The 21,072-nt window shown below is 53.8% G+C and carries 24 protein-coding genes and 1 other annotated feature; of the genes, 16 read left to right on the top strand and 8 right to left on the bottom strand.

The window, feature by feature from the left end; all coding sequences use genetic code 11:
* Positions 1 to 99 precede the first annotated feature (99 nt).
* The 3 genes from AFK66_RS11065 to hxpB all read right to left on the bottom strand — a co-directional run bounded on the left by AFK66_RS11065 (position 100) and on the right by hxpB (position 2,415).
* Positions 100 to 690 (bottom strand): metal-dependent hydrolase, encoded by a 591-nt coding sequence (locus AFK66_RS11065; protein WP_007783625.1) that lies wholly within the window; start codon positions 688 to 690, stop codon positions 100 to 102.
* A 113-nt stretch (positions 691 to 803) separates the two neighbouring features.
* Complete coding sequence (gene kduD / locus AFK66_RS11060) at positions 804 to 1,559, bottom strand: 2-dehydro-3-deoxy-D-gluconate 5-dehydrogenase KduD (RefSeq protein WP_007783626.1); 756 nt, start codon at positions 1,557 to 1,559, stop codon at positions 804 to 806.
* Between the two features lie 187 nt (positions 1,560 to 1,746).
* Positions 1,747 to 2,415, bottom strand: a complete 669-nt coding sequence (gene hxpB / locus AFK66_RS11055) for a hexitol phosphatase HxpB (protein WP_032968127.1) — start codon at positions 2,413 to 2,415, stop codon at positions 1,747 to 1,749.
* A gap of 158 nt (positions 2,416 to 2,573) precedes the next feature.
* On the opposite strand from hxpB, the gene AFK66_RS11050 reads away from it, so the two are divergent.
* The gene (locus tag AFK66_RS11050) at positions 2,574 to 3,110 is read left to right on the top strand and encodes a YniB family protein (RefSeq protein ID WP_007783630.1); all 537 of its coding nucleotides are present in this window, start codon (positions 2,574 to 2,576) and stop codon (positions 3,108 to 3,110) included.
* Between the two features lie 25 nt (positions 3,111 to 3,135).
* Here the strand turns inward: AFK66_RS11050 and AFK66_RS11045 are convergent, their stop codons facing one another.
* The 3 genes from AFK66_RS11045 to pfkB form a co-directional block, all read right to left on the bottom strand.
* On the bottom strand, positions 3,136 to 3,996 hold the full coding sequence (locus tag AFK66_RS11045; RefSeq protein ID WP_023898909.1) for a fructosamine kinase family protein: 861 nt from the start codon (positions 3,994 to 3,996) through the stop codon (positions 3,136 to 3,138).
* A 97-nt stretch (positions 3,997 to 4,093) separates the two neighbouring features.
* Complete coding sequence (ghoS, locus tag AFK66_RS11040; protein ID WP_007783635.1) at positions 4,094 to 4,384, bottom strand: type V toxin-antitoxin system endoribonuclease antitoxin GhoS; 291 nt, start codon at positions 4,382 to 4,384, stop codon at positions 4,094 to 4,096.
* Between the two features lie 54 nt (positions 4,385 to 4,438).
* The gene (gene pfkB / locus AFK66_RS11035; RefSeq protein WP_007783640.1) at positions 4,439 to 5,368 is read right to left on the bottom strand and encodes a 6-phosphofructokinase II; all 930 of its coding nucleotides are present in this window, start codon (positions 5,366 to 5,368) and stop codon (positions 4,439 to 4,441) included.
* A gap of 293 nt (positions 5,369 to 5,661) precedes the next feature.
* Here pfkB and AFK66_RS11030 point away from each other — a divergent pair, with 293 nt between their 5' ends.
* The 6 genes from AFK66_RS11030 (at position 5,662) to AFK66_RS11005 (ending at position 10,888) form a co-directional block, all read left to right on the top strand.
* The gene (locus tag AFK66_RS11030; RefSeq protein WP_032968784.1) at positions 5,662 to 6,420 is read left to right on the top strand and encodes a DUF481 domain-containing protein; all 759 of its coding nucleotides are present in this window, start codon (positions 5,662 to 5,664) and stop codon (positions 6,418 to 6,420) included.
* A gap of 272 nt (positions 6,421 to 6,692) precedes the next feature.
* Entirely contained in the window at positions 6,693 to 6,920 is a 228-nt protein-coding gene (locus tag AFK66_RS11025; protein ID WP_007783644.1) for a hypothetical protein, read from the top strand.
* Positions 6,921 to 7,438: 518 nt separating this feature from the next.
* Entirely contained in the window at positions 7,439 to 8,944 is a 1,506-nt protein-coding gene (gene proP, locus AFK66_RS11020; RefSeq protein ID WP_007783646.1) for a glycine betaine/L-proline transporter ProP, read from the top strand.
* A gap of 179 nt (positions 8,945 to 9,123) precedes the next feature.
* Positions 9,124 to 9,573, top strand: a complete 450-nt coding sequence (locus AFK66_RS11015; RefSeq protein WP_023898907.1) for a hypothetical protein — start codon at positions 9,124 to 9,126, stop codon at positions 9,571 to 9,573.
* Between the two features lie 206 nt (positions 9,574 to 9,779).
* Complete coding sequence (gene eco, locus AFK66_RS11010) at positions 9,780 to 10,289, top strand: serine protease inhibitor ecotin (RefSeq protein ID WP_007783652.1); 510 nt, start codon at positions 9,780 to 9,782, stop codon at positions 10,287 to 10,289.
* A 152-nt stretch (positions 10,290 to 10,441) separates the two neighbouring features.
* The gene (locus AFK66_RS11005; protein WP_007783654.1) at positions 10,442 to 10,888 is read left to right on the top strand and encodes a GNAT family N-acetyltransferase; all 447 of its coding nucleotides are present in this window, start codon (positions 10,442 to 10,444) and stop codon (positions 10,886 to 10,888) included.
* A gap of 10 nt (positions 10,889 to 10,898) precedes the next feature.
* Here the strand turns inward: AFK66_RS11005 and AFK66_RS11000 are convergent, their stop codons facing one another.
* Both AFK66_RS11000 and AFK66_RS10995 read right to left on the bottom strand, forming a co-directional pair.
* Positions 10,899 to 11,819 (bottom strand): alpha/beta hydrolase, encoded by a 921-nt coding sequence (locus AFK66_RS11000; RefSeq protein WP_007783657.1) that lies wholly within the window; start codon positions 11,817 to 11,819, stop codon positions 10,899 to 10,901.
* A 223-nt stretch (positions 11,820 to 12,042) separates the two neighbouring features.
* Positions 12,043 to 12,963 (bottom strand): LysR family transcriptional regulator, encoded by a 921-nt coding sequence (locus AFK66_RS10995; protein WP_007783659.1) that lies wholly within the window; start codon positions 12,961 to 12,963, stop codon positions 12,043 to 12,045.
* A gap of 91 nt (positions 12,964 to 13,054) precedes the next feature.
* Between AFK66_RS10995 and AFK66_RS10990 the strand changes: the two genes are divergently transcribed.
* From AFK66_RS10990 to ihfA, 9 genes are all read left to right on the top strand, one after another.
* On the top strand, positions 13,055 to 13,531 hold the full coding sequence (locus AFK66_RS10990; RefSeq protein ID WP_007783661.1) for a GNAT family N-acetyltransferase: 477 nt from the start codon (positions 13,055 to 13,057) through the stop codon (positions 13,529 to 13,531).
* Between the two features lie 245 nt (positions 13,532 to 13,776).
* Positions 13,777 to 15,705, top strand: a complete 1,929-nt coding sequence (gene thrS, locus AFK66_RS10985) for a threonine--tRNA ligase (protein WP_004387090.1) — start codon at positions 13,777 to 13,779, stop codon at positions 15,703 to 15,705.
* 3 nt (positions 15,706 to 15,708) lie between these two features.
* On the top strand, positions 15,709 to 16,251 hold the full coding sequence (gene infC, locus AFK66_RS10980; RefSeq protein WP_012905609.1) for a translation initiation factor IF-3: 543 nt from the start codon (positions 15,709 to 15,711) through the stop codon (positions 16,249 to 16,251).
* Positions 16,252 to 16,348: 97 nt separating this feature from the next.
* The gene (gene rpmI / locus AFK66_RS10975) at positions 16,349 to 16,546 is read left to right on the top strand and encodes a 50S ribosomal protein L35 (RefSeq protein ID WP_001124225.1); all 198 of its coding nucleotides are present in this window, start codon (positions 16,349 to 16,351) and stop codon (positions 16,544 to 16,546) included.
* A 47-nt stretch (positions 16,547 to 16,593) separates the two neighbouring features.
* Positions 16,594 to 16,950, top strand: a complete 357-nt coding sequence (gene rplT, locus AFK66_RS10970) for a 50S ribosomal protein L20 (RefSeq protein WP_007783664.1) — start codon at positions 16,594 to 16,596, stop codon at positions 16,948 to 16,950.
* 116 nt (positions 16,951 to 17,066) lie between these two features.
* Positions 17,067 to 17,191: a sequence feature (Phe leader region), on the top strand.
* On the top strand, positions 17,072 to 17,116 hold the full coding sequence (gene pheM, locus AFK66_RS22835) for a pheST operon leader peptide PheM (RefSeq protein ID WP_106120997.1): 45 nt from the start codon (positions 17,072 to 17,074) through the stop codon (positions 17,114 to 17,116). It overlaps the preceding feature by 45 nt.
* 143 nt (positions 17,192 to 17,334) lie before the next feature.
* Positions 17,335 to 18,318, top strand: coding sequence for a phenylalanine--tRNA ligase subunit alpha (pheS, locus tag AFK66_RS10965; RefSeq protein ID WP_007792775.1), 984 nt, complete (start codon positions 17,335 to 17,337; stop codon positions 18,316 to 18,318).
* 15 nt (positions 18,319 to 18,333) lie between these two features.
* Positions 18,334 to 20,721 carry a phenylalanine--tRNA ligase subunit beta gene (gene pheT / locus AFK66_RS10960; RefSeq protein WP_007783675.1) on the top strand — a complete coding sequence of 796 codons (2,388 nt, stop codon included), beginning with the start codon at positions 18,334 to 18,336 and terminating at the stop codon, positions 20,719 to 20,721.
* Between the two features lie 4 nt (positions 20,722 to 20,725).
* On the top strand, positions 20,726 to 21,025 hold the full coding sequence (gene ihfA / locus AFK66_RS10955; protein ID WP_007676383.1) for an integration host factor subunit alpha: 300 nt from the start codon (positions 20,726 to 20,728) through the stop codon (positions 21,023 to 21,025).
* The last annotated feature ends 47 nt before the right edge of the window (positions 21,026 to 21,072 follow it).

The raw sequence follows: 21,072 nt of genomic DNA, 5'->3' as shown, positions 1-21,072 counted from the left end.
GAAATGGCATGCCTTTATGCCGCAAAGGGTATCAGAATCAAAACAGGGTGCCTTATATCCAAATGGAATGGTTTATATCAAAACGCAATTTCAGTTTATTTACTGTTCCATCTGGTGATGAATAAAGCGATTAAAGGTGTTTTGCAGTGAATTAATGGCGGCCGACGACCACTTCATTGCGCTACTGTCGGTCATGCTTTGCGGCATCCACACCGCCCAGACAAACAGCGCCATGCATAACACGCGCTCAAGCTGATTGCCTTTTTGCGGATAGAGCAGCGGCAGGCGAAAGCGCCAGCGGCAGGGCCACAATAGCGGCACGCCGGCGGGCGTTATCATATCGGCGAGAATATGGCTGAGATAACCGAGCACCAGCCCTTGCAGCGCATCGGCAGGTAGTATCCAGGTTTCCGGCACTTTCAGAAGAAACTGCGTCAACCCGCCGAAGACCGCCAGCAGACTGTGCGTAAACCCCCGGTGGCCGAACATCCGCGCTACGGGTTTTGATATCCACTTTAGCCGCTGCCCCAGGAACGATTTCGGGTGATCGATATCGGGCAGCAGGCAGGTGAGAATGGCGGAGGGGATAATATGCCACCAGTCGCCCTGCGCCAGCACAGGGGTCAGCTCGGCATTTTTGGCAAATACCGCGCAGGCAATCGAAAAAAGCAGGTGGCCTTCCGCCGTCATGATAAAACCCTGTAACTGTCAATCTATCCAGTATAGGGTTTTTATACAGTAGAGAAAAGTGGTGACGGTGTAACACTTTGTCACCGCAGCCCGCATGACGCCTCGCGTTGCGCTCAGCGGGCGAGCCAGCCGCCGTCCACCGCCAGGGTATAACCGTTCACATAATCTGATGCCTTTGAGGCGAGAAAGATCACCGGCCCCTGTAGATCCTCCGGCGTACCCCAACGGCCTGCCGGAATACGCGCCAGAATTTCCTCATTGCGTTCGGCATCTTCGCGCAGCGCCTGCGTATTGTTGGTCGCCATATAGCCCGGCGCGATGCCGTTCACGTTGATGCCATACGGCGCCCATTCGTTGGCGAGCAGTCGTGTCAGGCCCAGCACGCCGCTTTTCGACGCGGTGTAAGAGGGTACGCGAATGCCGCCCTGAAAAGAGAGCATGGAGGCGACGTTAATGATTTTTCCGCCGCTGCCCTGAGCGATAAACTGCCTGGCGACGGCCTGCGAGAGAAAGAACAGGGTTTTCAGGTTGAGATCCATGACGTCATCCCAGTCCTTTTCGCTGAAATCGAGCGCGTCATCGCGGCGGATGATCCCGGCGTTGTTTACCAGAATATCGATACGCCCCAGCGCGTCGACGGCCTCTGTGACGAGCGGCTGCACCGGCGCCGTGGCTAAATCCGCCTCAATCGCGACAAAACGGCGGCCCAGCGCGTGGACTTTCGCGGCGGTCTCCCGCGCAGGACGACGGCTGACGCCTGCGATATCGCACCCGGCGGCGGCGAGCCCGAGCGCCATGCCTTGTCCCAGCCCGGTATTGCACCCGGTCACCATCGCCACTTTTCCGGCAAGCGAGAATGTCTCCAGCATGTTCCGTTCCTCATTGACTCATCAGTGCGGCGCAGGGAAAGTCCCTTTCGCATTCAGAGCAATGATAGGAGCCGCCGGAAGAAAAAACAAAGCTAAATGAAACTGTGTTTTAAAAATATGACGAAGGGCGGTTTTTTCTGGAATATAAACCCAAAACCGCTGCCGGGCGGCGGCAGCGGAGTGTGGTTTACCCTTTCAGATGCCAGGGCTCAAGTTCGGTCAGCGAGTTCAGACGCACGTTGGCGAGCGCCCAGCGCGCGTCGCTGCGGTTCTCTTCGGCCGGAACCACAATGGAGCGCATACGCGCCGCTTTGGTGGCGACCATGCCGTTAACGGAATCTTCCAGCGTCACGCAGCAGAGCGGATCGACGCCAAGCTTTGCCGCCGCGTCCAGATAGACCTGCGGGTGCGGCTTGCTGTAAGGCAGATGTTCGGCGGACGCGAGCACGTCAAACTGCTCGCGCAGATCAAACAGCGTCAGTACGCGATCCAGCATCCGCAGCGGCGAAGCGGAGGCGAGGCCGACCTTCAGCCCCTGCGCTTTACAAAGCGCAATCGCGTCTGCCACGCCCGGCAGCAGCGGGCGTTTTTCTTCCACCAGCGTCATGGCGCGGGTAATAATGCGCTGCGTCACTTCATCCAGTGACGGCCCGTTCCACGGCTGCTGCGCGAACCACAGCGCCACCACCAGATCGATGCGCAGGCCCAGCGTGTCGGGCAACTCATGGCGGCGGGAGGTATCCACCCCGAGCGTTGCCATAACTTCCAGTTCCGCCTGGTCCCAGAGCGGCTCGGAATCAATCAGTAAACCATCCATATCAAAAATAGCGGCGAGGATCTGTCGCGGCGAAGACATCATGTCACTCCTTCTTTTTACGCGGGAAAGGTTAATCAATAGCCGGAAAAACGCATTATGGCTACCGCTTTCAGGCCATGTGCCGGAAAGTTCAGGCGAAAAAGCGCTTCACAGGGTAAACTTAGGCCAATCTGTCGCGTCGCTATCAAGGGGAAAGCATGACGTATCAACAAGCTGGACGCATTGGTGTCTTAAAACGCATCGCCGGATGGGTGATTTTCATTCCTGCCACGCTCTCCACGATTATCTCCGTGCTGAAATTTATGTATCAGCACAGCGAAAAGCAGCCGGGCATTAACGCCGTGATGATGGATTTCGCTCACGTGATGATTGAAATGGTGCGTTTTAACACGCCGTTCCTGAATGTCTTCTGGTACAACTCGCCGCAGCCTGATTTCACGCGTCACGCGAATATCAGCTTCTGGATTATCTATATTCTGATTTTTGTCGGCCTGGCGTTGCAGGCATCCGGCGCGCGGATGTGCCGCCAGGCGCGTTTTCTGCGTGAGCATGTTGAAGACAGCCTGATCCTTGAGCGCGCCAAAGGCGAAGAGGGGTTGACCCGCGAGGCGCTGGAATCGCGCATCGTGGTGCCGCGCCATACCATTTTCCTGCAAATCTTCCCGCTCTATATCCTGCCGGTGATTGTGCTGGTGCTGGGCTACGTTTTCTTCTCCCTGCTCGGGTTCCTGTAAATGCGCGCGCTGCGGCGCGCCTTTCTCATATGCCCAGAACGCGGGTTAACGCCTGCTGTGCGGTAACCAGATGCTGACCGCCGAAGAGCGTGGCGCGGTTTAGCAGGGTATAAAGCTGATAGAGTGGCTGGCGCTCAAGAAAGCCGGCGGGCAACGGCAGCACCGACTGATAACCGTCGTAAATCTGCGGCGGCTGTTCCGGGTGCAGCGGCAGCATCGCCAGATCGCATTCGCGATCGCCCCAGTAGCAGGCCGGGTCGAAGATATAGGGCCCGACCGGTCCCAGCGCGCAGTTGCCGGACCACAAATCGCCGTGCAGCAGCGAAGGCGCGGGCTGGTGCGAGATCAACTGCTGATGCACCGCATCCACGATTCGGTCGATATCGCCAAACTCCATGCCTTTTTCCGCCGCCAGCTCCAGCTGCCAGCCGATGCGCTGTTCGGCGAAAAAGCTCGCCCAGCGGCGCTGCCAGGCGTTGGGCTGCGGCGTGGTGGAGAGGTGGTTGTCGTAATCGAGCCCGTACTGCGGTTGCTCGCTCCACTGGTGCAGGCGCGCCAGCTGTTGACCAAGCAAAAAAGCGTTATGTGCGTCGAGCGGTTTTGGCGGCAGGTATTCCAGCAGGAGAAAACTGTATTCGCGGTCGCTGCCGACGCCGAGCACTTCCGGCACCGTGACCGTTTTACTGCGCGCCAGCAGGTTGAGCTGATCGGCTTCGGCGGTAAAGCAGGGCAACAGCGTTGAATCATCGCATTTCACGAAGATAGCGCGCCCGGCCCAGTCGATTCGCCACGCGGCATGAATTTCACCGCCCGGCAGTTCGGTTCGCTGGCTGATTTCACCGGCGCCCAGCTGTTCGTTTAACAAACGCGTAATGGCATGCCACATGATTACTCTCCCAGTTTTCCCGTAAAGAACATCAGCGTAACGCGCCCGTGCAGAGGAAAATCTGCGCGAGCGCACAACCAGCCGCGCGCGGGCGACGTTACACGGTGTCGTTGTCGCGCAGCCAGTTTTCGAACGTAGTGACGGTGACTTGCGGCTTCTGATCGAGCGCCGCCTCGCCAAGCCCTTCGGCCAGTTCCGCCACCTCTTTCTCACTGAGCGCGCTGACCAGCCCGAAGGTATTGGTGCCCAGCTCGTGTATTTTGCCCTCGTCGTCGGCAAGCGTGAGCTGGAAACCGCCGCGCGTCAGATGGTTATTCAGTTCGTTAATATCGGTCAGGCTTTTCTCATGAAACTTCACGGTGACGACATAGCGGGTCACTTCACTCATGGCGAACCTCATTGTCAGCAATAAAATGCCAGCCCGCAGGGACTGGCCGGAAAGTTAGCGTGTCAGCCACTGATAAATCTTATCGGTGTTTTCCAGCGAGCAGAGCCGCGTACCCTGATTGATGGTGGCGGCGCTACCGGCGGCCACGCCAAAACGCACCATATCCAGCAGCGGGGCGTCCTGGGCTAAGCGCAGCGTCATGGCACCCACCATGCTGTCGCCCGCACCGACGGTACTCTGGCTTTTCATCGGCGGCGGCACGACCTGCACGCAGTCTTTACCGTCTACACCGAGCGCGCCCTGCGGCCCGAGAGAGACCACAACGCGGCGGGCTTTTCCTTTTTGCACCAGTTCTTCTGCGGCCTTACGCACATCGTCCGGCGCGGTCAGATCGCGTTTCACCAGCGCCGCAAGCTCTTTCTGATTGGGTTTAACCAGTTCGATATCGCCAATCTCCAGCGCGGCGGCCAGCGCATCACCGGAGCTGTCGATAATCAGGCGAATCCCCTGCGCCCGCGCCGCTTTAATCAGTTGCTGGAGTTTCTCCACGCTGACGCCGGGTGGCAGGCTACCGCTGATGACCAGAATTGCGCCTGATTCAATCGCCAGCACTTTTTCTTCCAGTTGGCGGAATTCGTCGTCAGTTAGCGTGGCGCCGGGCATGACGAAGCGGTACTGCTCGCCGCTCGATTCGACATGCACGTGAAGATTCTGGCGGGTCCAGTCATGGGCGGAAATGGTCTCTACCGCGACCTTTTCATCATTGAGCAGCGAGACCAGATGCTCGCCCGTCGCGCCGCCTGCGGGGAAGAGGGCGGTTGCAGTGCCGCCCAGATGGACGATGGCGCGTGCGACGTTAATACCGCCGCCGCCGGGTTCAAACACCGGCGCGCTGCAGCGCAGTTTCCCCTCAGGATAGATTTGCGGCGTGATTGTGGCGCTGTCGAGCGAGGGCGCCAGCGTGAGCGTATAAATACGTACCATATCGCCTCCGTTTTTTTAGACTGCCCTAAGCGTAGCACCCGACAGCCAGACGGTGGGTGAATAACGTGCTGATTTTACCTTGAGCCCGATATAAATCGGATGACCGTTCTATATAAATAAAAGTTTAATTTTAAGAGTTCGCTTATTCTTAAATAGCGAAAGGATTTCATTGCTAAGCCAGATCGGCCTTTTTATAATTCGTTACCTTTCTGTGGGCGGATTTTATTGATCCAGAGAAAAAGTTACGGGACCGTAATGGTCCTTTTTTTTGTTGTATGGACCTGAAAATCAACATGAAGCTTTTTAAGACAGTGCCCCTGGCAATGCTGCTGGCGGGTGGCGCGCTGCTGAGCCAGCACGCGATGGCTGATAATACCGTTTTTACTGTCATGGACGATCCTTCCACCGCGAAAAAACCGTTTGAAGGTAATTTAAACGCGGGTTACCTGGCACAAACCGGCAATACTAAAAGTTCTTCCTTAACGGCTGACAGCAACCTGACCTGGTATGGTGAAACCACCGCCTGGTCGCTGTGGGGGAATGCCAGCAATACGTCTTCCAATGACGAACGCTCTTCGGAAAAATATGCGGTGGGCGGACGTAGCCGCGTTAACGTTACCGATTATGACTATCTCTTTGGTCAGGCAAGCTGGCTGACAGACCGTTATAACGGCTACCGCGAGCGCGACGTGCTGACGATGGGTTATGGTCGTCAGTTCCTGAACGGCCCGGTACACAGCCTGCGCTTTGAATTCGGTCCGGGTGTGCGTTACGACGAATATACCGACGGCGAAACCAAAACTCAGGGCCTGGGTTACGCGTCTGGCATCTATACCTGGCAGCTGACCGACAACACCAAATTCACGCAGGGTGTGTCCGTATTTGGCTCCGAAGATACCAACGTGAACTCCGAGACGGCGCTGGACGTGGCTATTAACGAGCACTTTGGCCTGAAAGTCGCGTACAACGTGACCTGGAACTCTAACCCGCCAGCGAGCGCGCCAGATCATACCGATACCCGCACGTCCGTCACGCTGGGTTATCGTATGTAAGACGCTTTCAGCGTGATTTTTTAAAGGCTGGCGCTGCCAGCCTTTTTATTGCGCGGCTTTCACCCGGCGTTTTCAACAGGATTTCTCTTTTCACTTTCGTAGTGACTCTCCTTATGCTTTTCTTTTCAGTGCGTTAAAACCGTGTTCAGTTTCTTTGACGTCGCACGCCAAATAATTTGACTGTTTTAAAGTGTGATCTGGATCTACTCTTTACAGACCGGTGGTGAAGAAAACATCACCTATTTTGATGCTGCAAAGAAGAGATAATAAAGATGAATACCCTCAAAACCGCGACCGCCGCCCTGGCGCTGAGCGTGCTTTCCTTCAGCGCCTTTGCTGCTCCGATGAACCAAACCACGCAAAACAACGCGCCCTATGCCGGATGGCGCGCGAGTGATATTGAAGCTGGCACCAGTATTCAGCCTGGCGCGGCGTCTACGGGCCAGTCAATGAATGATGCGTTTACTACGCAAACGCTGGTCGCAGGCGACTGGTCCTGATGCAGGTAAGTATCGCTTGCCCCTGGTAAAAGCCGGATCCTGTGATTCGGCTTTTTAATGTGTGCTCTTTGCCATCTTTTACTTAATACTTCTTACCTTCTGACGCCACGATTACCTCTAATAAGTTCATTCTCATCAAAATAACCTTTTGTGACCGCTATTTTCCCAAGCGGGCTGTCTGCAACGCGAATAAAAAATATCCCTGGCAGAACCAGGTATTTTCATCTGACATCGCTTAGCTGACTAACAAAATATGCCGAATGACGCATCCAAAACGCGATAAAATAAACTGTGAAGTTGATCGCAAATTTGTTCGCTGTTAGGGTAAAGAAGGGTCAGGCATCTGAAAACGCAGGTAAGCACATTCGGATGTGTCATTACTAACAGCGGGAAGAGATCCTGCTACGCTCTTAAAGGAAGTCCTGGAAAGATAAGGCTTCTTTATCGCTAAGGAAGCGGACTGAGGGGGCGATGTATAACGTCACCCGAGTCAAAGAGCGAATTCAATGAGGATGGATATGAAGCTTAAAAGAAAAAAAGTAGAACCGATCTCTCTGAGTGACGTCACGATTATTGATGATGCGAAACTTCGTAAAGCGATTACCGCAGCCTCTCTCGGTAACGCCATGGAGTGGTTTGATTTTGGTGTGTATGGCTTTGTGGCTTACGCACTCGGCAAAGTGTTTTTCCCGGATGCCAATCCCAGCGTGCAGATGATCGCCGCGCTGGCGACGTTTTCGGTTCCCTTTCTTATCCGTCCGCTGGGCGGTCTGTTCTTCGGGATGCTCGGCGATAAATATGGCCGCCAGAAGATCCTCGCAATAACCATTGTGATTATGTCCGTCAGTACATTCTGTATCGGGCTTATTCCGTCGTATGCGTCGATTGGTATCTGGGCACCCATCCTGTTGTTGCTGTGTAAAATGGCGCAGGGGTTCTCGGTGGGCGGCGAATATACTGGCGCATCGATATTTGTCGCGGAATATTCCCCTGACCGCAAGCGCGGCTTTATGGGGAGCTGGCTTGATTTCGGCTCTATCGCGGGCTTCGTGCTTGGCGCAGGCGTCGTGGTGCTTATCTCCGCTATCCTTGGCGAAGAGAATTTCCTGAGCTGGGGCTGGCGTCTGCCGTTCTTCCTGGCGCTGCCGCTGGGCCTGATTGGCCTCTATCTGCGCCACGCGCTGGAAGAGACGCCGGCCTTCCAGCAGCATGTCGATAAGCTGGAGCAGGGCGATCGCGAAGGTTTACAGCATGGCCCGAAAGTCTCTTTCAAAGAGATTGCAACAAAACACTGGCGCAGCCTGCTGGCCTGTATCGGCCTGGTGATTTCCACCAACGTGACCTATTACATGCTGCTCACCTATATGCCGAGCTATCTGTCGCACAATCTGCACTATTCCGAAGAACACGGCGTGTTGATTATTATCGCGATTATGATCGGTATGCTGTTTGTGCAGCCGGTGATGGGCCTGCTGAGTGACCGTTTTGGCCGTCGTCCGTTTGTCATTTTCGGTAGCGTCGCGCTGATGGTACTGGCGATTCCGGCATTCGTGCTGATTAACAGCAACGTCATTGGCCTGATTTTCTCCGGCCTGCTGATGCTGGCGGTGATCCTCAACTGCTTTACCGGTGTGATGGCGTCTTCGCTCCCGGCGATGTTCCCGACGCACATCCGCTACAGCGCGCTGGCGAGCGCGTTTAATATCTCGGTACTGATTGCGGGCCTGACGCCGACACTCGCGGCATGGCTGGTGGAAAGCACCGAAAACCTGATGATGCCGGCATATTACCTGATGGTGATTGCGGTCATTGGTTTGATTACCGGTCTGACGATGAAAGAGACAGCTAACCGCCCGTTAAAAGGCGCGACGCCTGCGGCATCGGATATCCAGGAGGCGCGCGAAATTCTGCGTGAGCACCATGACAATATCGAACAGAAAATTGAAGATATTGACAAAGAGATCGCCGAGTTGCAGGAAAAACGCACCCGTCTGGTCGATCAGCATCCTCGCATCAATGAGTAAAACTAAAGCCCCCGCGGGGGCTTTTCTTTTTCCTGCCTTTCGTCATTCCCGTTCCTGCCGCATGTCATTTCCGATATCCACGGTTCCCCGCGCCCCGCGTGCTGAGTAAAATCTTAATAGCTTGATTCTTAAAATCAGATTGGGAATGATCGCTGTACACACACCAGCAATGAATAACAATGAAAAAAACACTTTTAATGTGCTGCCTTTTTCTTGGCAGCACAGCCCCTGCCAGCGCGGTGGTTCAGGGCCGTGAATATAATACGTGGTATGAAAAAGACGCGGTTTTATATGATATGACCCAGACCGCCGAGGGCAGTCCGGTTATGCTGAGCATCTCCCAGGCTGGTTTCCGTTCAGCGAATATGGTGATCTCCTCTCTGACAACAGGAAAATGCCCGACGCAGGCAAGAGCGCTTGAAATCAATAATGACCTCGTCCCCGCCGAATATTTTTGTACCGAACATGGCTCAGAAAAGATAGAGCATTATCTGGTCAGGGATGCCGATAAAGTCAACGCGCTGGTCGAGCGGCTGCGTTCAGATTTTACGGTGATGAGCCAGAAGGAGATTAAAGTCTGGGCGGCGAATATTAAGGCACCTAAATACGGGATGGCGCCACGGTTATGAATAACCAGTGGGTTAAACCATTATTCACGTGAGTAACCGTTATGTTTTACGCTTCGTAAAAGAAACGGTACAGATAAAAAATGACGATGGTTTGCATGAGGGTGACATAAAAATCTGCTTATGAATAATATGGCAGTGATTGTCACGGTTTTTGAAATTGAATTCAGTTTTTACCGTGGAGATAAAACCTGTGGAGAACGTTAATAATGAATAAAATTTCAGCGCTCATGTTAGGCCTGGTCACGACTGGTTGCATTTCCGCCAGTGCATTCGCCGTTGAAAAAGCTTCTGAAAATATCGCGCCTTTTCCAAAGGCGGAAAAAGGCATGGTCCGCCAGGTGATTGAGTTACCTGAGCGCCAGGATGAGTCATCTTACAAAGTGGAACTGATTATCGGCCAGACACTTGACGTTGACTGTAACAAGCATCAGCTGGCCGGCAAATTTGAGCGTAAAACGCTGGAAGGCTGGGGATATGACTATTACACGTTTGAATCCGCAAAAAACGCAGACGGCTCGGTAATGTATACCTCTACCATGATGGCCTGCCCGGACGGTAAAAAAGAGAAGAAATTTGTCACCGCTAATCTCGGTGAAAATAGCTTGCTGAATTACAACAGCAAACTGCCGGTGGTCGTGTATGCGCCTGAAAATATCGACGTAAAATACCGTCTCTGGAAAGCGGACGACACACTCTCTAACGCCAGCAAGAAATAAGCGTAAACACGCGATTTCTGCTACGTCAGGCAGGCAAAACGACACCTGTCTGACGTAGCTTCACTGCTTATCCCCCACGCCTTCTTTTTGACGTTTTTTGCGCTCTGCATTAGATTTGCCTTACCCATAAACCGGCTGACGCAGGGACGCAAATGAAAATTGATTTTTCCGCGCTTACCGACACGCACATTACCGCGTGCGCCCATCTCTACTGTAAGGTCTATAAAGAAGCGCCCTGGTTTGAAAAGAGCGAGCTGGAGCCGGTCATCGCTTTTATCAGAGAGCATCTGAACAACAATTATTTCAGGGGCTATATTGCCCGGCATGACGATAATATCGTCGCTGTTAGCATCGGTTTCAGGAAACCGTGGCCGGGCGGCGTTGAGTATTATATTGATGAGTTTTTCGTCGATCCTGACTATCAGGGAAAGGGTGTCGGTAGCGCACTGATGAATTTCATCGCCGATCGTTCCTTACACGAAGGACTGAATGCGATGATTCTCAACACCCATAAAGCCTATCCTTCCGATTTCTTTTACAGAAAAAACGGGTTCGACGAGCATCAGGGGCTCATTATTCTTTCCCGAACGCTTGAGTGATATCAGCGCTTCAGCGCGTATTTCCTGAACGAATCAAGGCACAAATATCCTGCATCACATTGCGTGCGGTCTGACTGATGCCGCTAAGCTGAAAGAAACCATGTATCACACCGGGATAGCGCTGCGCCGTGCAGTTCACCCCTTGCTGCGTCATACGCGCAAAGAGCGCTTCGCCTTCATCACGTAACGCATCATATTCCGCCGTGATGATATGTACCGGCGGTAATCCTGCGAAATCATCACGAAATAACGGGCTGGCTTCAGGGTGCTTCAGATTAATATCTGAAAGATAGGCTTCGAAACCGCTCAGAAACGCGTCGCTCGTCAGGACATAATCGGTACCGTTTGATCGATAACTTTCTGACGATGCTGTAGCGTCCAGCATCGGATAAATCAGCACCAGCTGGCGGGGGAGCCATGCGCCGGTATTTTTTAATCGTAAGGCGGTTACCAGCGCCAGATGACCGCCCGCGCTGTCCCCCATAAACGTCATGTGGCGGCGATCTATGCCCAGTGCTTCTGCGTCCCGCCAGATAAGCTGCGCGGCGCGTTCAGCATCATCATGTGCGGCGGGATAAGTATGCTCTGGCGCTAAGCGGTATTGCACCGCAATCACCCGACAACCACTCAGGAAGGCAAGCTGGCGCAGTTGATTATCATGCGTGGCAAACCCGCCGCTCACAAAACAGCCACCGTGATAATAGATAATCGCCGGGAGCACGTTCTCTCTATTCAAAGGCGAGAAGATACGTAAAGGGATAGCGTCAATCATCGTATCTTCTATATTCACGCGGGTCTCAGGAACACCGGCGAGTACCGCGCTGGCGACATAACCTGCGCGACGCTCTTCAAATGTCTGCATGCGTGGGGAGGGGCGGCCCGCCGCGATAAATTCATCAACAAGACGTGCAATTTCAGGTTCCAGAGCCATGGCGTTATTTTCCTTTCTGAACGATGCCGGCAAATGAATCCCGCAGTTTAACGTGCTGTCATAGTCCGGAAAAGTTCACCTCCCAGAACCAGGCGGTCGCTGACACAAGCATCAGAGCAAAAGAGTGTTACGCGGCCGAGCCGGGGCTTGATGCCTCGGTATCCTGTGCAATGAAGGCCCGGAACGCCAGTGCTTAAGTAACGAGAACGTGATATTTCACATGCTACAGGTTTCTTGCCAGCGCTTGCAGGACGGTCTTAAGCCAGTCGGTTGCGCCGCGTTTACCACTGCGTTGATGCGAATAAATTTTCACTTCGAACGACGGTACGTTGAAAGGCAATTCAAATATCCTGATATCAGTTGCCGGCAGCAGTTTCTTCGCGGCGAAGCGGGGAAGCGCCATCAGCAAGTCGCTTTCTGCAACGATAAACGGCGCGCCAAGCATAGAAGGGGTTTTGAGCGCGATGTGGCGCGTATAGCCCATCTGTTCCAGCTGTGTATCAAGTACGCCCTGCTTTTCATTCCAGGGCGTCACCACCAGGTGTCTGGCAGCGAGATAATCCTCAAGCGTCAGCTGTGCTCTTTGTGCGTTGCTGATAACGACATAGTCATCTTCCAGCCAGGCGATCTCGTCTAACTCCGGATGCCGGATCTCCTCCGGTGCGCTGAATCCAAGCGCCAGATCCATTTCGCCTGCCAGCAGTTCATTCAGCGCAGGGCTGTGCGGTAAATACCGCAACTCAAAACGCAGGCCAGGCGCTTCGCGCTGCAGCCGGTGCATGAGGGCAGGGAAAATGCAAAACGCGGTGAAGTCGGTGATGGCAATCTGTAAGCACTCTGTGCTGCTGGCCGGGTCAAACTCCGGCTGCGGCGTCAGTTCCTGATTGAGAAATTTCAGTGCCGAAGCGATGGAGGGCGCAAGCTGGGAGGCGTATACGCTGGGGCACATACGGTGGCCTTCCCGGTAAAATAACGGGTCGTTAAGCGTGGTGCGTAGCCGCGACAGCGCGTGGCTCAGGGCCGATGTGCTCATCGCCAGTTCATCAGCGGCCTTACGAACGGAACAGTGCCGATAGATAGCGTCAAAAACCGGTAAAAGATTTAAATCAAGACGCCTTAAAGCAGGATGCATAATATTCATCATGTAGTGATTTCATTGCACTTAATTCTCCTGACATTACCCCGTATGCTTAGCGCCATCAATGTCTGCCCATGATGAGATAACAGGAAAACCAATGAGCTACACCATTCGCGCAGCCCGTCCGGAAGATGCAACGGCAATTTACGAGATGATTTATGAACTGGCGGTTTATGAAAAAGCCCCGCAGGAAGTGGTCACAACGCCAGAAGAGATACGGGAAACGCTCTTTGGCGCAGGCAGTAAAACGGAAGCGCTGATATGTGAGATTGACGATAAAGCCGTAGGGTATGCCGTTTTCTTCACCAGCTATTCCACATGGCTCGGACGTAACGGCATTTATATGGAAGATTTATATGTTTCCCCTGAGTATCGCGGTAAGGGCGCGGGAAGGGGGCTGTTAAAGCATATCGCGCAGTGTGCGGTGCAAAGGCAGTGTGGCCGTCTTGAGTGGAGCGTGCTGGACTGGAATCAGCCTGCCATCGATTTTTATCTCAGCATTGGCGCGACGGCGCAATCGGAGTGGGTACGCTATCGCCTGGATGGGGAAGCGCTGCTGAAGTTTGCCGAATAAAAGCGCCTTTCCTTGCCGGCGTGGGCACCGGGCCCCTGAGCATGGATAGCTTTATCTATTTTATTAGTGTTACCATGGTTATAGGCGCAAAGCATCAACGTTATACGGGAAAGGCTTTGCGTTCCAAAGTGTGTACCAATTTGGCGAATGTTGGTCAGATGGTTGCATAACTTACTGAATAAAAACCACTTATTAAGTCATATGTGATCTTGCGTGTGGGTCACCACTGTGAATAAGGATTTATAATGCCTGTTATTACGCTTCCTGATGGCAGCCAACGCCATTACGACCATGCTGTCAGCCCCATGGATGTTGCCCTGGATATCGGTCCGGGTCTCGCGAAAGCCTGTATCGCAGGCCGCGTGAATGGCGAGCTGGTGGACGCTCACGACAGTATCGAACAGGACGCTCAGCTCGCGATTATTACCGCGAAAGATGAAGACGGTCTGGAAATCATCCGTCACTCCTGTGCGCACCTGCTGGGTCATGCCATCAAACAGCTGTGGCCCCATACCAAAATGGCGATTGGCCCGGTTATCGACAACGGCTTCTATTACGATGTCGATCTCGACCATACCCTGACTCAGGAAGATATCGACGCCCTCGAAAAGCGTATGCACGAGCTGGCGGAAACTAATTACGACGTCATCAAGAAAAAAGTGAGCTGGCAGGAAGCCCGCGAAACGTTTGTTAAGCGTGGCGAAAACTACAAAGTCGCTATTCTTGATGAAAATATCTCCCGCGACGATAAGCCGGGTCTGTACCACCACGAAGAATACGTGGACATGTGTCGCGGCCCGCACGTACCGAACATGCGCTTCTGTCATCACTTCAAGCTGATGAAAACCGCAGGCGCATACTGGCGTGGCGACAGCAGCAACAAAATGCTGCAGCGTATCTACGGTACTGCGTGGGCGGATAAGAAAGCCCTGAACGCGTACCTGCAGCGTCTGGAAGAAGCCGCGAAACGCGATCACCGTAAAATCGGCAAGCAGCTCGATCTGTATCATATGCAGGAAGAGGCGCCGGGTATGGTGTTCTGGCATAACGACGGCTGGACTATCTTCCGCGAGCTGGAGACTTTTGTTCGCTCTAAACTTAAAGAGTACCAGTATCAGGAAGTTAAAGGTCCGTTCATGATGGACCGCGTGCTGTGGGAAAAAACCGGCCACTGGGATAACTATAAAGACGCGATGTTCACCACTTCTTCCGAGAACCGTGAATACTGCATCAAGCCGATGAACTGCCCGGGCCACGTGCAAATCTTTAATCAGGGTCTAAAATCATACCGCGACCTGCCATTGCGTATGGCGGAGTTCGGTAGCTGCCACCGTAACGAGCCTTCGGGCGCGCTGCATGGCCTGATGCGCGTACGCGGTTTCACGCAGGACGACGCCCATATCTTCTGTACGGAAGAGCAGGTGCGCGACGAAGTGAACAGCTGCATTCGCATGGTTTATGACATGTACAGCACCTTCGGCTTTGAAAAAATCGTGGTGAAACTCTCCACGCGTCCGGAAAAACGCATCGGTACGGACGAAATGTGGGACCGTGCGGAAGCCGACCTGGCGGTTGCGCTGGAAGAGAACAATATCCCGTTTGAATATCAGCCGGGTGAGGGCGCGTTCTACGGCCCGAAAATCGAGTTTACGCTCTATGACTGCCTCGACCGCGCCTGGCAGTGTGGCACCGTACAGCTCGACTTCTCGCTCCCGTCGCGTCTGAGCGCCTCTTATGTGGGCGAAAATAACGAGCGCCAGGTGCCGGTGATGATTCACCGCGCGATTCTGGGCTCGATGGAACGTTTTATCGGTATCCTGACCGAGGAGTTCGCCGGGTTCTTCCCGACATGGCTTGCTCCGGTACAGGTCGTGGTGATGAATATCACCGATTCGCAGTCTGAATACGTTAACGAATTGACCCGTAAACTACAAAATGCAGGCATTCGTGTAAAAGCAGACTTGAGAAACGAGAAGATTGGCTTTAAAATCCGCGAGCATACATTACGTCGTGTTCCATACATGTTAGTTTGTGGCGATAAAGAGGTCGAAGCAGGCAAAGTGGCCGTTCGTACCCGCCGTGGTAAAGACCTCGGTAGCCTGGACGTTAACGACGTAATTGAAAAGCTGCAGCAAGAGATTCGCAGCCGCAGTCTTCAACAACTGGAGGAATAAGGTATTAAAGGCGGAAAACGAGTTCAAACGGCACGTCCGAATCGTATCAATGGCGAGATTCGCGCCCAGGAAGTTCGCTTAACAGGTCTGGAAGGCGAGCAGCTGGGAATTGTGAGTCTGAGAGAAGCTATCGAAAAGGCTGAAGAAGCTGGAGTAGATTTAGTTGAAATCAGCCCTAACGCCGAGCCGCCAGTTTGTCGTATCATGGACTACGGCAAGTTCCTTTATGAAAAGAGTAAGTCTTCTAAGGAACAGAAGAAGAAGCAAAAAGTTATCCAGGTTAAGGAAATTAAATTCCGTCCTGGTACAGATGAAGGCGACTATCAGGTAAAACTCCGCAGCCTGATTCGCTTTCTCGAAGAAGGCGATAAGGCCAAAATCACGCTCCGCTTCCGCGGTCGTGAGATGGCCCACCAGCAAATCGGTATGGAAGTGCTTAACCGCGTGAAAGACGATTTGCAAGAACTGGCAGTGGTCGAATCCTTCCCGACGAAGATCGAAGGCCGCCAGATGATCATGGTGCTCGCTCCTAAGAAGAAACAGTAAGGCCTTCAAGTAGCATTTTCTGTGGAGCCTTTGGGCTTCACAGATTTTGTTCGCCTACGTTTCGTTTAATTAACAATGCGAAGTGGATGTAATTAAGATGCCAAAAATTAAGACCGTACGCGGTGCTGCTAAGCGCTTCAAAAAAACCGGTAAAGGTGGTTTTAAGCACAAGCACGCTAACCTGCGTCATATTCTGACCAAAAAAGCGACCAAGCGTAAACGTCACCTGCGCCCGAAAGCCATGGTTTCCAAAGGCGATCTGGGTCTGGTAATCGCGTGCCTGCCGTACGCATAAGCCGTTTAACTTTTAACTTTTTTACAGAATAGAAACAGGAGAGCACTATGGCTCGCGTAAAACGTGGTGTGATTGCACGTGCACGTCATAAGAAAATTTTGAAACAAGCTAAAGGCTACTACGGTGCGCGTTCTCGCGTATACCGCGTTGCCTTCCAGGCTGTTATCAAAGCAGGTCAGTACGCTTACCGTGACCGTCGTCAACGTAAGCGTCAGTTCCGTCAGCTGTGGATTGCACGTATCAACGCAGCAGCACGTCAGAACGGTATTTCTTACAGCAAATTAATCAACGGCCTGAAAAAAGCCTCTGTTGAAATCGACCGTAAGATCCTGGCTGACATCGCCGTATTCGACAAAGTGGCATTCACTGCCCTGGTTGAAAAAGCGAAAGCAGCTCTGGCGTAAGCCAGTTGAAAGAGGGAGCTTGTCTCCCTCTTTTAATTTCTGCCATATCAATCTGTTGACATTTTTACTGGCGGGCCTTTCAATAAGAGAATTCGCCATTAAGCCTCAGGGTAACGCAAGCATGAACGCTGCCATTTTCCGCTTCTTTTTTTACTTTAGCGCCTGAAACAGAGGGGCTTTGCGCGTAAGAAAAGAAACGGAAAATCAACGCCAGAAGCCTCCATCAGGAGGCTTTTTTTATATCTGCCGTTTTTGGGTCTGTTTCAAGTGGCAGGCGACACACGCGCCGCAGATTTCGTGGCTGCAAGGCGTGTCACCTGAAACAGAAGAATAACAAGACAGAGTTCAACAAACCGGCGCAAGCGCCGAATAACGAGGAAAACCATGCCACATCTCGCAGATCTGGTTGCCAGTGCAAAGGCGGCCATAACCAGCGCCCAGGATGTTGCCGCGTTAGATAACGTACGCGTCGAATATTTAGGGAAAAAAGGGCATCTGACCCTTCAGATGACCACCCTGCGCGAGCTGCCGCCAGAAGAGCGTCCGGCCGCGGGCGCGGTTATCAACGAAGCCAAAGAGCAGGTTCAGCAGGCGCTGAACGCGCGTAAAAATGAGCTGGAAAGCGCCGCGCTGAACGCTCGTCTGGCAGCAGAAACTATCGATGTTTCGCTCCCGGGCCGTCGCGTTGAAAATGGTGGTCTGCATCCGGTCACACGTACTATCGACCGTATCGAAACGTTCTTCGGGAAACTCGGTTTTACCGTGGCGACCGGCCCGGAAATTGAAGATGACTACCACAACTTCGATGCGCTGAACATTCCGGGGCATCACCCGGCGCGTGCGGATCACGATACCTTCTGGTTCGACGCCACCCGTCTTCTGCGTACCCAGACCTCCGGCGTGCAGATCCGCACCATGAAAAATCAGCAGCCGCCTATTCGCATCATCGCGCCGGGCCGTGTCTATCGTAACGACTACGATCAGACCCACACCCCGATGTTCCATCAGATGGAAGGGCTTATCGTTGATACCAACATCAGCTTTACCAACCTGAAAGGCACGCTGCACGATTTCCTGCGTAACTTCTTTGAGGAAGATCTGCAGATTCGTTTCCGTCCGTCCTACTTCCCGTTTACCGAGCCTTCCGCTGAAGTGGATGTTATGGGTAAAAACGGCAAGTGGCTGGAAGTGCTGGGCTGCGGCATGGTGCATCCGAACGTGCTGCGTAATGTCGGCATCGATCCGGAAGTTTACTCCGGCTTCGCGTTCGGCATGGGCATGGAGCGTCTCACCATGCTGCGCTACGGCGTGACCGATCTGCGCGCTTTCTTCGAAAACGATCTGCGTTTCCTCAAACAGTTTAAATAAGGGCAGGACAGAACAATGAAATTTAGCGAACTGTGGTTACGCGAGTGGGTTAATCCGGCCCTCGACAGCGAGGCGCTGGCGAATCAAATCACGATGGCGGGCCTGGAAGTGGACGGCGTGGAGCCGGTCGCGGGTGCGTTTCACGGCGTGGTCGTTGGCGAAGTCGTTGAATGTGGTCAGCACCCAAATGCCGACAAACTGCGCGTCACGAAAGTTAACGTCGGTGGCGATCGTCTGCTGGATATCGTCTGCGGCGCGCCGAACTGCCGCCAGGGTCTGAAAGTGGCGGTGGCGACCGTTGGCGCGGTACTGCCGGGCGATTTTAAAATTAAAGCGGCAAAACTGCGCGGCGAGCCGTCCGAAGGGATGCTGTGCTCGTTCTCAGAGCTTGGCATTTCCGACGATCATAACGGCATTATCGAACTGCCGGCAGATGCGCCGATTGGCACGGATATTCGCGAATACCTTAAGCTTGATGACAACACCATCGAAATCAGCGTCACGCCGAACCGCGCCGACTGCCTCGGGATTATCGGTGTAGCGCGCGATGTCGCGGTACTCAACGCCGAGCCGCTGAATGCGCCGGACATCGCGCCGGTCGCGGCGACTATCAATGATACGCTGCCGATTCAGGTCGACGCCGCAGACGCCTGCCCGCGCTATCTGGGTCGCGTCGTGAAAGGCATCGATGTGACCGCGCCGACGCCGCTGTGGATGCGCGAAAAACTGCGCCGCTGCGGCATTCGTTCTATCGATGCCGTCGTTGACGTCACTAACTACGTCCTGCTTGAGCTGGGCCAGCCGATGCACGCGTTCGATCTCGATCGTATCGACGGCGGCATCGTGGTGCGTATGGCGCAAGAGGGCGAAACGCTGACGCTGCTGGACGGCAACGAAGCGACCCTGAACGCCGATACGCTGGTGATTGCCGACCATCAAAAAGCGCTGGCGATGGGTGGTATTTTCGGCGGCGAACACTCCGGCGTTAACGGCGAAACCCGCAACGTGCTGCTGGAGTGCGCGTTCTTCGCGCCGCTCGCCATTACCGGCCGCGCGCGCCGTCACGGCCTGCATACCGACGCCTCTCACCGTTACGAGCGCGGCGTTGATCCGCAACTGCAGTTTAAAGCGATGGAACGCGCCACGCGCCTGCTGCTCGATATCTGCGGCGGCGAAGCAGGCCCGGTTATTGATGTCACCAGTGAAACCCACCTGCCGACGCGCGAGACCATCACGCTGCGCCGCAGTAAACTCGATCGTCTGATCGGCCATCACATTGCCGATGCACAGGTGACCGACATCCTTAAGCGCCTCGGTTGTGAAGTTACTGCAGGGCAGGACGAATGGCAGGCGATCGCGCCGTCATGGCGTTTTGACATCGCCATTGAAGAAGATCTGGTGGAAGAAGTGGCCCGCGTTTATGGCTACGACAACATTCCGAACGAGCCGGTGCAGGCATCGCTGGTGATGGGTTCCCATCGCGAAGCGGATCTCTCCCTCAAGCGCGTGAAAACGCTGCTGAACGATCATGGCTACCAGGAAGTGATCACCTACAGCTTCGTCGATCCGAAAGTGCAGCAGTTGCTGCATCCGGGTGAAGAGGCGCTGATCCTGCCAAGCCCGATCTCCAGCGAAATGTCGGCAATGCGCCTGTCGCTGCTGCCTGGTCTGCTCACCACGGTCGTTTATAACCAGAACCGTCAGCAGAGCCGTGTGCGCATCTTTGAAGCGGGCCTGCGCTTTGTACCTGATACGCAGGCAGACCTCGGCATCCGCCAGGATCTTATGCTGGCAGGTGCGCTGTGCGGCAACCGTTATGAAGAACACTGGGATCTGGCGAAAGCCAGCGTTGACTTCTACGATTTGAAGGGGACGCTGGAGTCGGTTCTGGAACTTACCGGTAAATTATCTGAAATTGAGTTCCGTGCAGAAGCCAATCCGGCCTTGCATCCTGGCCAAAGTGCTGCCATTTATTTAAAAGGCGAACGCATTGGTTTTATTGGCGTTGTGCATCCTGAGCTTGAGCGCAAGCTTGACCTCAATGGCCGTACGCTGGTGTTTGAGCTGCTCTGGGACAAGGTTTCCGAGCGTGCCATACCGCAGGCGCAGGAGGTTTCCCGCTTCCCGGCGAACCGCCGCGACATCGCCGTTGTGGTGGCAGAAAACGTACCGGCAGCAGATATTTTGGCCGAATGTAAGAAAGTTGGCGCAAATCAGGTAGTTGGCGTAAACTTATTTGACGTGTACCGCGGTAAGGGTGTTGCGGAGGGTTATAAGAGCCTTGCCATCAGCCTGATCCTTCAGGATACCGGCCGTACACTCGAAGAAGACGAGATTGCCGCTACTGTTGCGAAATGTGTAACGGCACTAAAAGAGCGATTCCAGGCATCATTGAGGGATTGAACCTATGGCGCTTACAAAAGCTGAAATGTCAGAATATCTGTTTGATAAGCTTGGGCTTAGCAAGCGGGATGCCAAAGAACTGGTAGAGCTGTTTTTCGAAGAGATCCGTCGCGCTCTGGAGAATGGCGAGCAGGTAAAACTCTCCGGTTTCGGTAATTTTGACCTGCGTGATAAGAACCAACGTCCCGGACGCAACCCGAAAACCGGTGAAGATATTCCCATTACGGCTCGCCGTGTGGTTACCTTCCGCCCGGGGCAGAAGTTGAAAAGTCGCGTAGAGAACGCTTCGCCGAAAGAAAGTTAATCTGACCTGACCAAAAAGGCCGCATCCCGCGGCCTTTTTTCTTTGCC

The organism is Cronobacter malonaticus LMG 23826, from assembly GCF_001277215.2.
GTDB lineage: Bacteria > Pseudomonadota > Gammaproteobacteria > Enterobacterales > Enterobacteriaceae > Cronobacter > Cronobacter malonaticus.
Note: the sequence above shows the minus strand (reverse complement) of the source record. Positions and strands in the feature narration are given on the sequence as shown.